This window comes from Streptomyces sp. TSRI0281, assembly GCF_001905125.1.
Taxonomy (GTDB): Bacteria; Actinomycetota; Actinomycetes; order Streptomycetales; family Streptomycetaceae; genus Streptomyces.
The window spans coordinates 246,060-259,452 of the sequence record NZ_LWLE01000033.1; the positions used below are offsets into that span (position 1 = coordinate 246,060).

Consider the following 13,393-nt stretch of genomic DNA (forward strand, 5'->3'; position numbering starts at 1 on the left):
TCGAACCCCATTCCGAGAGGTGACCGGAAGCACTCTCGATCGAGCGTGCTCGAACACCTGCTCCCATGGGCTAATCGTCCTTGGGGTTTAGACGTACGGGACCGGAATCAGGTGATTCCCCCATGGCTCAGCGAGCACACCGAAAACCGGGCAGGAGAGTTGCCAGAGTCCTGGCTGTCCCTGCCAAGGGTGAGAAGGGCCGCAGGGCGGCGCTCCTCGGCTATGGGGGCCTGGCGTTCTCCCTGGCCACAGGCACCACGTTTCACGCCGTGGCGACCGAGCGCAGCCCAGCGACCGTCGCGGTCCTGACGGGAGACATCTACACCGACGACCCCGCCAAGGCTGAGCGAACGACCGTCTTCGACGGGGCCGGTGGTGTCGCAGGTGTCCCCTTCACCGACGAACAGCGCAAGGCGATCGTCAAGGAGAGCATGCGACGGGGCCTGAGCGAGGCCGACGCCTACGCCCTGGCCTACGGCGACGATGCCAAGGTCCAGATTCACGAGGACGGAACCGTCACTGTCGACACCCGCGAGGTCGTGCTCGCGAACGGCCCGGTCTACCGCAAGGCCAAAGAGGCGACGTCGGCCGACGAGAAGGGGATAGAGACCCAGTCCGCAGGCACCGAGGCGGAACCTGTGACCAAGCCCGACGCTGAGCGGAAGGCCAGCCAGGGGAACAGGGGGCAGAAGGAGGCGGGGAAGGCCAAGGGCACCGCCACGACACCCAAGAGCCCCACTCAGGAATCCCCGGTCGCGGACGGCGGCTCTCGGCCCCGTGAGGGACAGGCGGGTGCAGCGGTCGCCTCGGAGGGGCCCTACTACCCGGACAGCGGGGAGAACCCTTACGACAAGGGTCTAGGCGAGGCGATGAAGGACGCCCTCAACCGTTCAACCGGTTTATGGACAGCATCGCCGTGGGGGAAGGAGCTGCCCAAAGGGTTGAACAGTCACCGGACGGCAAACTGATACTGACCTCCACATCTCGGATCACGCCCACGCTCGAAGTCGTCGTGGAAGTCGTGTGCTCGGTGGTGACCTCCCCGGAGGAACCGGCGAAGGTTTCCGCGACTGTCCGCAACCCCCTTACCGGACAAGTGCTTTCGAAGACCTCGCCGACTGACGTAAACGAACCCGACGAGGTTTCGAACGCGGCGATCGGTGTAGCGGTTGAAGCCGTTGTTGATGCCTCGGCAGGGGGGGAGCGTGGCCACGTCACAGGAGCCGGGCGGCGAGTTCCCTGACGGGCTCCTTGGCAGCTGAGCGCCGACGCTTACAGAACGTCGACGTTCGAGCCGGACGCAAGCCGGTTCCGACAGTCGAGCACATACGGCGCGTGTTCAAGGATTGTCTCGTAGTCGAATTCCGCATGGTCCGTGAGCAGTACCACGGCGTCCGATGCCGCGATCTCCTCCGCAGTTGCTTCTACTCGGATCAGGCGTGCGTCGGTGCGGATGTCATCTACGACGTGCGGGTCCGCGCCGCGCACCTCGGCACCGAGATCGAGGAGCAGCTCAGCAACGCGCGCTGACGGCGACTCGCGGGCGTCGGAGGTGTTCGCCTTGTAGGCCAGGCCGAGCAGCAGGATGCGAGATCCGCTGACGGCCATGCGACGCGCATTTAGAGCCTCCATGAGCCGCCGGACCACGTAGTCGGGCATGTGGTTGTTGACGTCGTTGGCGAGTTCCACGAACCGGAATGGGACGCCGGCCGTGCGTTCCACCTTCCACGACAGAAATGACGGGTCGATCGGCAGGCAGTGTCCGCCGACACCGGGGCCGGGGGTGAACCGCATGTAGCCGAAGGGCTTGGACGCGGCTGCGTCGAGCGCTTCCCAGACGTTCACGCCGAGCGGCCTGGCGAGCATCGCCATCTCGTTGACCAGTGCGATGTTGACGTGCCGGAAAATGTTCTCGATCAGCTTGGCCATCTCGGCCACCTTCGTTCCGGAGACTGGAACCGTGGTCTCCACCAACTCGTCGTAGAAGCCCTTGACCGCGCCAAGCGATGCGGCGTCGATGCCGGACACCACCTTGGGCGTCCTCTCGAACGGCCACGACCTGTTTCCCGGATCGATGCGCTCGGGGCTGAAGCCGACGTGGAAGTCCGCACCAGCGATCAGGCCGGACGCCTTTTCCAAGATCGGCGTCATCAGCTCCTCGGTGGTGCCGGGGTAGGTCGTGGACTCCAGGACCACGGTCGCACCGGGGCACAGGTGCGCGCCTAACGTGTGGGCACAGGACTCGATGTAGGTCAGGTCGGGCACGCCGTCCCGCAGCGGGGTCGGCACGGTGATTACCGCGATGTCGAACCGGGGCAGCGCGGCGGCTTCGGCGGTCACGGAGTAGGCACCGGAGTCCAGCACTGCGCGGAGTCGTGCGGACGTCACGTCTTCCACGTACGACTCGCCAGTGGCGATCTGCTGGACGCGATGCGGGTCCACGTCGTAGCCGACGACACGGTGGCCAACTTCTGCGGCGCGTACGGCCAGCGGCAGCCCCACGTAGCCCTGACCAGCGACAACAACATGCATGGCAGCTCCTACCGATCGCAGTGCTTGAATGGACCGTCGTTCCTGACTTAGCAAGGAGAAGCGCTGTGCCTCTGGTCTCTGTCGTGATGCCGGTGTACAACTCGGCAGCCACTCTCGGTGCAGCGATCCGGTCGGTGCTCACGCAGACTCACAGCGACCTGGAGCTGCTGGTCACCGACGACAAATCTTCCGATGACTCCATGGACCTGCTCATGGATTTCGCCCGGCAGGACAAGCGCGTGCTGCCGGAATCGGCACCCGAACGGGGCGGCGCCGGCCGGGCACGCAACCTCGCTATCGAGCGGGCCAGAGGGGACTACGTCGCCTTTCTCGACAGTGACGACATGTGGCTTCCGGAGAAGACCGAGCGGCAAATCGCATTCGCTGCTGCGGGCAACGTGCCATTGACGTTCACCTCCTACTTCAAGATGGACGCCGACTACGACGGTGAGAGCACCGACTTCATCCCGAACGGGCGCGTGGTCCGCGCACGAGAGCACGTGGACTACCGCGCGATGCTGGTCCAGGACCACATCGGTGCTCTGACCGCCATGTACGACCGTACGGTCCTCGGCACGAGGCTGATGCCGGAGATGCTGAAGCGACAGGACTACGCCCTGTGGCTGTCGATCATGCGTGAAGGCAATAACGCACGGGGTCTGGCCGAGCCGCTTGCGGTGTACAGGTCCCACCAGGCGGGGTCGCTGTCCTCCAACAAGCTGTCGCTTGTCCAGTACAACTGGGCGCTGTACCGCGAACACGAAGGGCTGTCGGTTCCCCGCTCGACGCGGGCGCTGGCTGGCGCTGTGTGGCAGTCGCTGCGTAACTCGCGGATCTAGGGCCTGTTGCGAAAGCGAGTGCCGAGGTCGCGCTAGCTACGGAGTTGGGTGAGCTGTCGGTTGCGCCCCTGCTGCCCGGAGGATCTTGGCAGTGTCGGGGTGAGGGCCGCTGTTCGCCCAGTCCAGCGGGGTCTTACCTGTGCCGTGGTCTTCGCGAAGGTTGGGATCGGCGCCATGCGCCAACAACTGCCAAATCGTTTCGGTGTGCCCCCAGCAGGCGGCTGCGCAGAGCGGTGTGCCCTCAGAGCCGAGGCCGCTGCTTTCGGTGTCGGGAGAAGCCCCGGCTTCCATGAGCAAACGGGCTATCTCGGCTTCGCCCTGCACTGAAGCCAGGTACAGCGGAGTGGTGCCGTCACTGTTCCGTCTCTCTGGACTTGCTCCACTGCGCAACAGGGCCTTCGTGTGCATGGCGTCACCTGTCAGGACTGCTTCGAAGAGGTGGCGGGAGAGCTTCTTCTGTTGGCGCTGCTTCATAGCCGGTGAGGCTAGCGATCATGAGTACGCCGGAGCCATTCATATCCATTCGTTGATCGCCGCGACCAGCACAGTGGCTTCGTAGCGGACGGCAAGTTTGTCGTATCGCGTGGCCACGGCCCTGTGCCGCTTGAGGCGATTGATCCCACACTCGACCGCGTGGCGCTCGCGGTAGTCGGCCGGATCGAAATGCGGCGGCCGGCCGCCACGGGAACCAAGCTTCTGGCGGTTGCGTGCCTGGTCGGCCTTGTCGGGGATGGTGCAGCGGATCCCGCGTCGGCGCAGGTAGGCGCGGTTTCTGCGGGAGGCGTACGCCTTGTCGGCACGCACCCGATCGGGGCGGACGCGTGGCCGGCCCGGCCCGATGCGGGGCACGCGGACCTTCTCCAGTACGGGTTCGAACTGCGGCGAGTCGCCGCGCTGCCCTGCCGTCACCACGATCGACATGGGCTTTTGGCCCTGCTCGACCGCCAGGTGCAGCTTGGTGGTGAACCCGCCGCGCGAGCGTCCCAGTCCGTGATCATTCGGCTCGGTGAACATGCCGCCCGGTGGTTCCTTCTGCAGGTAACCCTGCTTGCGGGCCCCGGCCGCATGCTGATGGGCTCGGCACACCGTGGAGTCGACGCTCAGATCCCACGTGATCGCACCCTTCGCATCGGCAAGGGACTGGAGACGGGTGAACATCCGGTGCCACGTGCCGTTCCGCTGCCATCGGCGGAACAGGTCGTAGACCCGGTTCCACGGTCCGTATTCGACCGGGATGTCTCGCCACGGAACTCCGGTGCGGACCCGGAACCGTATGCCGTCGATCAGCTGCCGTCGAGGCCAGACGGGTGGCCGCCCCGCCCTGGCGCCCTTCGGCAGCAACGGCTCCAGCTTTGCCCACTGCTCGTCCGTGAGATCTCCCCGCCCCATGAACGGTGATCATTCACCGCTCAAGATCCACTTTCGATACACGGCCTAGCGGGTGGCTCACCACCCTCGCCCTCCTGGTTCACCTGGTACTGACTGATGTGGCGCCGGAGCACCCGGCCCAACGCCCGCATGTGCGTGTGGACGGAGAAGGCGGGGTCCTGAAGAGTCGGGGTCGCCGCGAAGAGAGCCCGGATCTCCTCGCGCTGCTGGTCGGCCTCGATCACGTCCTCCGGGAGCCCGGCCTCGGAGAAGGCTTCGATCTGCTCCTTGAGCAACTCTGTCTGGCGCTCTATCACCGAGCGGGTGGTCGTGCCGATCTGGAACGCAAGCGCGTCGCTGGCGATGAGCGTCGCGGCATCGGGGTCGAGGCCCGGCGCCGGGGTGACGTGGACATCGCTGTTGGAGGGCGGGCCTGAAGGCTGGTGCGTCGTAGTTTCTTCCATGAGGGGCTCCTGGCCCTGAAGTAGGGGAACGGAGAACGGCTGCGCGCTGGCGGGGGGCTGCGCGCTGTGAGTCATCTGGAGCGCTCTGTGAGCAACCGCTAGTAATCGTGGAAGCAGGACCGATACCGTGGAAGTGCCACAACAGAATTCTGCGAGCGTGTTTCTGCGCGAAGTGCCACACGCAAAAGCCCTGTTCACGGTTCTGCAAGGCGTCTTCTGCTGCACAGCAGAAGACGCCTTGCGGCAGCGAGACATTCTCGGTCACACTGGGTAACACGCGCTGGGAGGCGAAGGATGATCACGGATGTAGAGTCGGCCACGCCTGCTCTCTGCCGTCTCCAGTTAGGTCGCGAGCTCCGCCAACTGCGTCAGGAGGCCGGGCTCACCTCAACCCAGGTGGTCCGCACCTTGATCTGTAGTCCGTCGAAGCTGACACGGCTGGAGATGGGAGAGAACGCGGTCGTTGAGACTGCGGACGTGATGGCCCTGTGCGAGATCTACGGGGCAGCTCCTGAGAAGCGGGCCCTGCTGCTCGGGTACGCCGCGGTGACCAAGACCAAGAAGGACTGGTGGCAGTCGCCTGAGTATCGACCGGCCATCGCTCCTAGCTTCAAGGCGTACTTGGGCCTTGAGGCCACGGCAGAAGCGCTGCACAACTACGAGGGCGAGTTCGTTCCAGGGCTGCTACAGACCGAGGACTACGTCCGTGCGATTCACCAACGCGCGCACGAAGGTCTGCCTCGCGATGAGATTGACCGGCTCGTCGCCGTGAGAATGACACGGCAAGAGGCCCTGCACCGCGAGTTCGCCCCGCTGAAATTCGCAGCAATCGTCAACGAAGCAGTGCTGTACCGGCAGGTCGGAGGGCCGGCCGTCATGCGCGCCCAGATAGAGCACATGATGGACATGGCCGCACACCCGTCAGTTCGCGTTCAGGTCGTACCGTTCAAAGCAGGCGCCCACGCAGGTATGAATGGCGCCTTCACTTTGCTCCGACTCCAAGACGCGCACCCGATCGTCTATCTGGAGAACCTCGGCAGCGCGTCGGTCACGCGCAAGCGTGGGGACGTCACCCAGTACGAAGAGGCATTCACAGACCTCCAAATCCTTGCCGTTGGACCGCAAGAGTCCGTCGGCATGATCAGAGAAGCGATCAAGGAGCATTGATTCACATGACCACTCACGCTGCGCTGACCGGTGCCCACTGGTTCACGTCGAGCTACAGCAACGACCAGGGCGGCCAATGCGTCGAGGGCGCCCGGCTCGAAGGGGCAACCATGGCCGTGCGGGACTCCAAGGACCCCCAGCGGGGAGCCTGCCTCTTCCGGGCCGCTGCATGGCACGCCTTCGTTGACGGAGTTAAGGGTGAGGACGCACCACTCTAAACGGATGGCCTGGCCTAACCCAAGACAACTGCCCCGCCCCGCACGGGAATCCGTGCAGAGCGGGGCAGTTGCAAGTTGGGGTGCCAGTAGGAACGCTGTCACCCAGCCGCAAACGGCGACCATTACCCCAGCGCCGTTGCCGCAGTCATGGTCGGGGGGTCAGCTTGCTCTGCCGCACTCAGGGAGACAGTGCCTCGACTGGTGCCGCAGCCCAGTCAGCCACCGGTTCCGGAGCTGCTGAGACAGCCACCGGTACAGGAGCCCCGCCCCCCGGCGAGCATCGCGCGAGCCTCGTCGGTCTTCATTCCTGCCGGGCGTCATCCGCCTCCAGGGCGAGGCCATACTCCCGCCCCACCTTCGCGGCCACCAGGTTGACGACCTTCCGAACCTGCGGCTCGTCGAGGAGCGACCAGTCGTAGGCGCCGTTCATCGGACGACCTCCTTGTCGTCTTCACTTCGGCGAGGATCGCGGTAGCCGGGTCGGCCTTGCGGCCCGTCGGCCTCTTCGTCGTCTTCGGTGTCTCATTTCATTGGTGGTGCTCCAGTAATCAGGTCAGGACGCCAGCCGGTAGGCATCAGGGGTACGCACGGCGGTCGGGCACAGTCCGAGAAGGGCCTCGGCTCCGCCGGTCATGTAGGTCTCGGTCACGTCGCCGTCCCGCAGGCGAACACCCTGGGCGGACCGCAGCGACTTACTTATGCGGGTCACCAGTTCGGCCCCCGCCTCGTCCGGGTCGCCCCACACCCTGACCGCCGAGAACCCGGCGAGCATCCGGCGGTGTCTCGGCTGCCAGAGGGCCGCTCCCGGCACAGCCGTGGCGTGGAAACCGATCCGGCGGAGGGTGATTGCATCCAGCTCGCCTTCGGTGACATGGATTTCGTCACCCGCCTTGTGGATCGCATCCACCCCGTACAGCCGGGGCGGATCGTCCTTCAAGGTGTTGTACTTCCCGTGACGGAAGGCTCGGTGGTCATGGTCTTCGAGGCAGCGGAACCGAATCGTCAGAACACGGTTGTCGTGTCCCAGGTAGGGGATCCCCAGCCGCCCGAGCTGCCGTTCGTGACCAGGGTGCGGGTCAGCGACGACGCCAAGCCGGTATGTAGCCGCCTCTTCCGGACCGATTCCGCGACTGAGCAGGAACCGTCCGCCGTAAGCGCTGCCTGATAGCTTGCGGTCGCCTCCTCCAGCATCGTCCGTTGCGAGGGACAGAGAGGCCGCAAGGGCTCGTGCTCGGGCAAAGGTCAGGCCGTCCTTTTTCATCAGCGTGTAGTTGTCGCCGCCCCCGCCGCAGGAATGGCACTTCCAGAGGCCGCAGTCGAGGTGGTAGCTGAAGCTCGGGGTGTGGTCTTAGTGGAGCGGGCACGGAGCCATGCCCGTCACTCGCTCGCCGTTGAAATTGACTTCGTAGTGTTCGAGGACGGCTGCCAGGGTGGGCTTCTCGTGTTCCTGACCTCGAAGCCCTGTCCGGGCCGCGCGAAGGCCAAGGAAGCATCCAATCCAGGTCGTCCACGGGCACCCCGTACAGCTCTTCCAGATTCATCAGGAGGGGTCCGTCGAAGTCCGGGCCATCCAGGCAGTCAAGGAACGCCTCGAACGCCAAAACGTCGTCTGGGTCGATCACGCGACACGCGCCCCCACGAACAGGCGCTGGCCGACGTCGTAGCCGAGATTCGAAAGGCCCTGCGGCTCGGTGAACTCGTCCAGCAGCGCGACCAGTTCGCCACGAAGTCGCGCTTCTTCTTCGGTCTCCTCGTACGGCCTCACGCGGACTCCGATGGCAGGTCGAAGTACTCCTGAACGGTGCTCAGAACGTATGCGTCGCGCCAGCTCGCGCCTCTGCGGCGGACGACCACCACGGCTTCAACGTCGCTGGGTCCAGTCCACGGTGCGCCGCGAAGTTGTCCCGCTCGCGAAGGGCCTCCTTCATGAAGGTGCCCGGCTCGAATTTTGCGTTCTTCGTTTCGATGATCAGATATCGGCGGTGCCGGACAGGCGCACGGCGAATCACATGGTCGCCTTCGTCCTCCGTGCCGGTGAGGCGAAGCCGCTCGATATCGAGGCCGGCCCCGCGAAGCTCGTCACGGAGTTCCGACTCCCAGCGGGCGCCCGCCCTCTTGTTCCGGCGATTCCTCGCCGCAATGTCGGTCACACTAAGCCTTTCAGGTCAAGACTTGTCGAGCACAGCCGTGGGCGTCCAGGGTGACCCTCCCTGAGCTGGAAGCCCTTTTCTCCGACGAACAGCCGGCCGAGACAGCCGGGCTCTCCGCTGCTCCACCCCTCCTCCATGGTGGTGATGACGACATGAAGCGCCGCGAAGTCCTGGGTCTGCTCGCCGTTACGGGTGCGCTGGTCGCTCTTCCCGATTCCGGTGAGGCCGCCCGAGGACGGGCGGCATCGACGCTCTTGGAGACGGGGGACGCCCTGCATCGCGGCCTCTGGCAGGTCTACGTGCTATCGGACTCCAAGCAGGTCGTCTTCCCCGCGGTGCGCGCACAGCTCGATGTGATGGCGAAGGGGCTGACCGAGACCCGTACTGCTGTGGATCGGTCCCGATTGTGTCGGATGACGGCCGACCTCTACCAGCTCGTCGGTGAGCTGTTCTTCGACGCCAACCGGTACACCGACGCCGCGCAGTGCTACACACTGGCCGCCAACGCGGCCTACGCAGGCGGCGACCACGACCTGTGGGCCTGTGCCATGACCCGCCACGCGTACGTCGAGCTGTACGCGCGCCGCGCGCACGCTGCCCAACCCCTGCTCGCGGCAGCTTTCCGCATCGCCCGCAGGGGCGACGACACTCTCTCCACCCGTCACTGGGTCGCGGCCGTCCAGGCGCAGGCGTACGCGGCCGTGGGCGATCTCGACGCGTGCAACCGGGCTCTGGACGAAGCCGAGAAAGTGCACGCCCTCGACGGCGCTCACTCCCACAACGGCGGCTGGCTCCGCTTCGACGGCTCCCGCCTGGCAGAGGAGAGAGGGGCCTGCTACCTCCAACTGGGCCGCCCTGATCTCGCCGAGGAAGCGCTCACCGCAGCCCTTGCCCAGCCTCTGTCCCTGCGTCGCCGCGCTGCCGTTCTGAGCGACTTCGCCGTGCTCGGGGCGCACAGGCGGGACATCGACCAGGTCGTGCACTACGCGGAGCAAGCACTCGGACTGGCCGACCGGTCGAATTCGGGATTCATCGGCAAGAAGCTGGACGGGCTTCGGGGGCGTCTTGCCCCGCTCATGTCCGATGACCGAGTCTCGACTCTTGATCACCGAATCGGGGCGCTTCCGCGCACCGCATGATGAGAGGGACACGCGCATGAATGACGGCCGGATCTTCCGCGAGGCGTGGATCGACGGTGTGAACAAGCACTACCCCGGCGAGCCCAAGCCCGGCTACGTCACGCCGTGGGACGAGACGCCCACGTGGGAGCGCGAAGCCGCCACCGCCGTGTACCGGCAGGTGCGCGACTTCATCGAGGTCAGCGGCGGCCATGCGGCCCGGCTCACCCGCGAGCAGAAGGGCCGATTCGTCGCGATCTGCTGGACCGCCCAGATGTTCAGGCACTTCGAAGACCCGAAGCCCGGATATGTTGCCGACTGGTCCGACCTGCCGGTCTGGCAGCGGGAGACGGACGCGGACATTTTCGAACGCATTGAAGGGACCGTCTGATCTCAGGAGCGACGATGTCCCCGTCCGGGCCGATCCGGGCGGGACGTCTTGTTACTAGCCATCAAAGTAGCCACGGAAGCACCATCCCGGCACGTTTGTACAGGTCATGGCGTTGCGTTGACTGTTCCCGGCGTACAGCCCGACTCGTCTGCCGTTCCGACCTTCCACAGGTCAGGGGCGTGCTTCCTTCGAAGGTGCAGTCACGGTCCCCCGCCCGGCCCCGCTCGTGCGCGGTCCCGAAAGCGTTCGACGGGGCTTCTCGCCGCCGGTGGCCCGGACGTTCTTCCTCCCCGTACGCCGCCGCCGCGATGCTCGCGGGAACCGTCCGCACCGACCCATGGCCCGTTCTTTGTCGCGCCGCGCCCCCGATTGCGCTTCCGCAGGGCCGGTCCGCTCTCTACCGTGGCCAGAAGCAACTTCACACCCGCGCGGGTAGCGCGACGGGGATACAAGGGGGGACCGTGGAAGCCGAGTTGGCGACGCTGGCGGCGACGGGTGCGACGACCTTGGTGGGGCTCATGGTCTCGGACGTCTGGACGACGACGCGGGAGCGCGTGGCACGATTCCTCGCGCGGGGCGAGGACACCGGTGTCGTGGACGCCGAACTCGAAACGTCGCGGGAGGAACTCATCGCGGCCCGCGACGGCGCTGATCCGGACGTCGCGGCGGATGTCGAGGAGGAGTGGCGGCTCAGGCTGCGCCGAGCGCTGCGGGCGGACCCGGCGGCCGCGCAGGAGCTGCGGGCACTGATCGACGACCTCGTTCCCCCTACCGCGGGTGTGCCCACCGTCATCCTCACCAACAACGTCAGTGGGGGCACCCAGAACGCCCCGTTCGTCCAGGGCCAGCGCTTCTCCGGCGGCATGACCCTCTACGGTTCGGGCGCGACTCCGCCCGCGCAGGGACCGGGGACGGCGTGACGAACGACGAGCCCGGTGCCCGCGCGGAATCCACGTACATCAGGAACGACCTGTCCGGGCACGTGTACGGGCCGAGCGTCCAGGCCCAGCGGATCCACGGCGGAATCACCTTCAACGTCCAGGCGCAGCCCCCGGTGGGGACGGATGTGAGGCCGGACGAGATTCCCCCGCTGACCTTCGGGTTCGTCAACCGTACGAAGAGCCTCGCCGTGCTCGACGGCTGGCTGGGAGCGGGCCGCTCGGGGGCGGTGAAGGTCGGGTTCGGAGCCCTGTACGGGATGTCCGGTGTCGGCAAGACCGCGCTGGTGTCGCACTGGGCGGAGCGCGAGCGGGAGCTGTTCCCCGACGGTCAGATCTACGTCGACTTCGCCGCGCTGCGGGAGGAGGAGGGCGGGGACGTCTCGGAGGCCGCCCGACGGTGCCTCAGATCTCTGGGGGTCGACGAGTCGTGCATCCCCGCGTCGCTCGCCGACCGTACCCGGCTGTTCCGGTCACGCTCGTCCGACCGGCGGCTCCTGGTGGTCCTGGACAATGTGAGCCAGCCCGCCCAGGCGGCCTCGCTGATCCCCAAGGGTGAAGGCAGCGCCCTGCTGGTCACCAGCGGCGGGCTGCTCGGTGAACTGGCGCTGGACGGCGCGCGGATGGTGCCGGTGGAACCCCTGGACCCTGACAGCGGGCTGGAGTTGCTGGCCGAACGCTGCGGTACGGAAGCCGTCGCCGCTGATCAGGAGGCGGCCGAACGGCTGGTGGAGCTGTGCGGCGGTCTGCCGGTGGCGTTGCACATCGTGGCGGCCCGGCTCCTGACCGACCCCCGGCTCACGATGGCCCGGCTGGTGGGAGAACTGGCCGAAGAGTCCGGCCGGCTGGCCGGGATGTCCCTCGGAGGGGAGCGGTCGGTGTCCGCTGTGCTCGATCTCGGCTACCGGGAGCTCGGCCCGGAGGCGGCCCGGCTGTACCGGCTCCTGGGCCTGCTGCCGGGCAGCACGTTCGACGCGGGCGTCGCCGCGGTGGCCGCCGCCCGCGACCCCTCGCGTACCGAGGTCATGCTGAGGACGCTGGAATCGGCGAGCCTTCTCGATGCGGCCGGGGACGACCGCTACCGCTTCCACGGTCTGGTACGCCTGCATGCCGGGGAACGCGCGGCCGAGGAGGAACCGGAGGGCGAGCGGCTCGCGGTGCTGCGGCGGGTGACGACGCACTATCTCGCTCTCACCGCGCTCGCGGACCGTTCGATCAGGCAGGACCGGCTGCGCATCGCCGATCTCACGGCCCTGCTGGGCGAGGCGCCCGACCCCTTCGCGGCCGAGGGCGGTCCGGCGGCTCTGGACTGGCTGGAGGCGGAACACCGCAACATCCTCGACGTGCTGCGGGCCGCCGCTCGCGAGGAGGCATTCCACACCGAGGTGTGGCAGCTGTCCGAGGCGTTCACCGTGTTGTTCTTCCACCACCGGCATCTCGGCGACTGGCGGGAGTCGCTCGAACGGGGAGCGGCCGCCGCGGCAGCCGCCCTGGAACCGGCCGCCGAAGCCCGGCTGCGCAGCCTCTTGTCACGCCCCCTGATGGACCTGGGCGAGTACGACGCGGCGCGACGGGAACTGGATACCGCCGTCGCCTGTGCCGAGGTGTCGGGACACCTGGTGGTGCGCGCCTCCGTGCAGGAGTTCGCGGGCCGTTACTGGGAACGTGTCGATCTCTCCCGCGCCATGGACGCCTACCGGAGCGCCCTCGAACTCAGCACCGAGGCGAATGAGGGGCGCGGCGCTGCCATTGCCGCCTACTTCCTCGGCTGCGCGCAGGACACCGACGGTGACCACCGAGGGGCTCTGGTCACCCTGCGCGGGGCGCACGAGGACCTGACCGCGCGGAACGATCCGCGGATGGCCGCACGGGTCCTGGCCGCCATGGGCCTCGCCCATGAGCACCTCGGGGAGAACGACGAGGCGATCCGCACGCTGAGCGAGGCCGCCCGGGCCCTGCGCGAGCAGCGGGCGACACACTACGAGGCCCAGGCCCTGGAGGTCCTGGCCGGACTCAAGGAGCGCTTGGCCGCCGACCCCGCAGAGGTACGGGCCCATCTGACACGCGCCCTGGAGATCCATGAGGCGGGCGGCAGTCCGCAGGCCGACGTACTCCGGCGGCGGATCGAGGCGCTGGGCGACAGCGACAGCGACAGCGATGGTGATGGTGATGGCGGGGGTGGGTGAGACGGAGGGCGGGCCGGGAACG

The 13,393-nt window shown here is 66.9% G+C and carries 16 protein-coding genes; 8 read left to right on the plus strand and 8 right to left on the minus strand.

Annotation, left to right across the window (positions count from 1 at the left end; genetic code table 11):
• Positions 1-122: 122 nt before the first annotated feature.
• A complete protein-coding gene (locus A6A29_RS30325; RefSeq protein WP_143197118.1) occupies positions 123-968 on the plus strand; it encodes a hypothetical protein in 846 nt (281 codons plus the stop codon).
• A gap of 304 nt (positions 969-1,272) precedes the next feature.
• Here the strand turns inward: A6A29_RS30325 and A6A29_RS30330 are convergent, their stop codons facing one another.
• The gene (locus A6A29_RS30330) at positions 1,273-2,532 is read right to left on the minus strand and encodes a nucleotide sugar dehydrogenase (protein ID WP_073724929.1); all 1,260 of its coding nucleotides are present in this window, start codon (positions 2,530-2,532) and stop codon (positions 1,273-1,275) included.
• A gap of 65 nt (positions 2,533-2,597) precedes the next feature.
• Between A6A29_RS30330 and A6A29_RS30335 the strand changes: the two genes are divergently transcribed.
• Positions 2,598-3,371 (plus strand): glycosyltransferase family 2 protein, encoded by a 774-nt coding sequence (locus A6A29_RS30335; protein ID WP_073724931.1) that lies wholly within the window; start codon positions 2,598-2,600, stop codon positions 3,369-3,371.
• Positions 3,372-3,407: 36 nt separating this feature from the next.
• On the opposite strand, the gene A6A29_RS30340 is transcribed toward A6A29_RS30335, so the two are convergent.
• The 3 genes from A6A29_RS30340 to A6A29_RS30350 are packed head-to-tail and all read right to left on the minus strand — an operon-like array spanning position 3,408 to position 5,203.
• A complete protein-coding gene (locus A6A29_RS30340; protein WP_073724933.1) occupies positions 3,408-3,845 on the minus strand; it encodes an ankyrin repeat domain-containing protein in 438 nt (145 codons plus the stop codon).
• A 39-nt stretch (positions 3,846-3,884) separates the two neighbouring features.
• Positions 3,885-4,760, minus strand: coding sequence for an IS5 family transposase (locus tag A6A29_RS30345; protein WP_073724935.1), 876 nt, complete (start codon positions 4,758-4,760; stop codon positions 3,885-3,887).
• 20 nt (positions 4,761-4,780) lie between these two features.
• Positions 4,781-5,203 carry a hypothetical protein gene (locus A6A29_RS30350; protein WP_143197119.1) on the minus strand — a complete coding sequence of 141 codons (423 nt, stop codon included), beginning with the start codon at positions 5,201-5,203 and terminating at the stop codon, positions 4,781-4,783.
• Positions 5,204-5,497: 294 nt separating this feature from the next.
• Here A6A29_RS30350 and A6A29_RS30355 point away from each other — a divergent pair, with 294 nt between their 5' ends.
• Positions 5,498-6,370 carry a helix-turn-helix domain-containing protein gene (locus A6A29_RS30355; RefSeq protein WP_073724939.1) on the plus strand — a complete coding sequence of 291 codons (873 nt, stop codon included), beginning with the start codon at positions 5,498-5,500 and terminating at the stop codon, positions 6,368-6,370.
• A 5-nt stretch (positions 6,371-6,375) separates the two neighbouring features.
• Positions 6,376-6,588: a DUF397 domain-containing protein gene (locus A6A29_RS30360; RefSeq protein ID WP_198953388.1), complete on the plus strand. Its 213-nt coding sequence runs from the start codon at positions 6,376-6,378 to the stop codon at positions 6,586-6,588.
• 301 nt (positions 6,589-6,889) lie between these two features.
• On the opposite strand, the gene A6A29_RS47670 is transcribed toward A6A29_RS30360, so the two are convergent.
• From A6A29_RS47670 to A6A29_RS30370, 4 genes are all read right to left on the minus strand, one after another.
• Positions 6,890-7,018, minus strand: a complete 129-nt coding sequence (locus A6A29_RS47670; RefSeq protein ID WP_274535847.1) for a hypothetical protein — start codon at positions 7,016-7,018, stop codon at positions 6,890-6,892.
• 123 nt (positions 7,019-7,141) lie between these two features.
• The gene (locus tag A6A29_RS30365; RefSeq protein ID WP_241838727.1) at positions 7,142-7,849 is read right to left on the minus strand and encodes a toprim domain-containing protein; all 708 of its coding nucleotides are present in this window, start codon (positions 7,847-7,849) and stop codon (positions 7,142-7,144) included.
• A 357-nt stretch (positions 7,850-8,206) separates the two neighbouring features.
• Positions 8,207-8,353 (minus strand): hypothetical protein, encoded by a 147-nt coding sequence (locus A6A29_RS45510; RefSeq protein WP_158074488.1) that lies wholly within the window; start codon positions 8,351-8,353, stop codon positions 8,207-8,209.
• Positions 8,354-8,393: 40 nt separating this feature from the next.
• A complete protein-coding gene (locus A6A29_RS30370) occupies positions 8,394-8,738 on the minus strand; it encodes a hypothetical protein (RefSeq protein ID WP_241838728.1) in 345 nt (114 codons plus the stop codon).
• 152 nt (positions 8,739-8,890) lie between these two features.
• On the opposite strand from A6A29_RS30370, the gene A6A29_RS30375 reads away from it, so the two are divergent.
• The 4 genes from A6A29_RS30375 (at position 8,891) to A6A29_RS30390 (ending at position 13,371) form a co-directional block, all read left to right on the plus strand.
• A complete protein-coding gene (locus A6A29_RS30375; RefSeq protein ID WP_073725463.1) occupies positions 8,891-9,877 on the plus strand; it encodes a transcriptional regulator in 987 nt (328 codons plus the stop codon).
• A gap of 16 nt (positions 9,878-9,893) precedes the next feature.
• Positions 9,894-10,247, plus strand: a complete 354-nt coding sequence (locus tag A6A29_RS30380) for a hypothetical protein (protein WP_073724941.1) — start codon at positions 9,894-9,896, stop codon at positions 10,245-10,247.
• Between the two features lie 461 nt (positions 10,248-10,708).
• Positions 10,709-11,167 (plus strand): hypothetical protein, encoded by a 459-nt coding sequence (locus A6A29_RS30385; RefSeq protein ID WP_073724943.1) that lies wholly within the window; start codon positions 10,709-10,711, stop codon positions 11,165-11,167.
• Complete coding sequence (locus A6A29_RS30390; protein WP_241838729.1) at positions 11,164-13,371, plus strand: NB-ARC domain-containing protein; 2,208 nt, start codon at positions 11,164-11,166, stop codon at positions 13,369-13,371. The genes A6A29_RS30385 and A6A29_RS30390 overlap by 4 nt, the downstream gene beginning before the upstream one ends.
• Positions 13,372-13,393 lie beyond the last annotated feature (22 nt).

Bases quoted from the DNA above. Each gene is read 5' to 3' on its own strand.
- A6A29_RS30325 (WP_143197118.1), top strand. From the start codon at position 123: ATGGCTCAGCGAGCACACCGAAAACCGGGCAGGAGAGTTGCCAGAGTC.
- A6A29_RS30330 (WP_073724929.1), bottom strand. From the start codon at position 2,532: ATGCATGTTGTTGTCGCTGGTCAGGGCTACGTGGGGCTGCCGCTGGCC.
- A6A29_RS30340 (WP_073724933.1), bottom strand. From the start codon at position 3,845: ATGAAGCAGCGCCAACAGAAGAAGCTCTCCCGCCACCTCTTCGAAGCA.
- A6A29_RS30345 (WP_073724935.1), bottom strand. From the start codon at position 4,760: ATGGGGCGGGGAGATCTCACGGACGAGCAGTGGGCAAAGCTGGAGCCG.
- A6A29_RS30350 (WP_143197119.1), bottom strand. From the start codon at position 5,203: ATGGAAGAAACTACGACGCACCAGCCTTCAGGCCCGCCCTCCAACAGC.
- A6A29_RS30355 (WP_073724939.1), top strand. From the start codon at position 5,498: ATGATCACGGATGTAGAGTCGGCCACGCCTGCTCTCTGCCGTCTCCAG.
- A6A29_RS30360 (WP_198953388.1), top strand. From the start codon at position 6,376: ATGACCACTCACGCTGCGCTGACCGGTGCCCACTGGTTCACGTCGAGC.
- A6A29_RS47670 (WP_274535847.1), bottom strand. From the start codon at position 7,018: ATGAACGGCGCCTACGACTGGTCGCTCCTCGACGAGCCGCAGGTTCGG.
- A6A29_RS30365 (WP_241838727.1), bottom strand. From the start codon at position 7,849: ATGAAAAAGGACGGCCTGACCTTTGCCCGAGCACGAGCCCTTGCGGCC.
- A6A29_RS30375 (WP_073725463.1), top strand. From the start codon at position 8,891: ATGAAGCGCCGCGAAGTCCTGGGTCTGCTCGCCGTTACGGGTGCGCTG.
- A6A29_RS30380 (WP_073724941.1), top strand. From the start codon at position 9,894: ATGAATGACGGCCGGATCTTCCGCGAGGCGTGGATCGACGGTGTGAAC.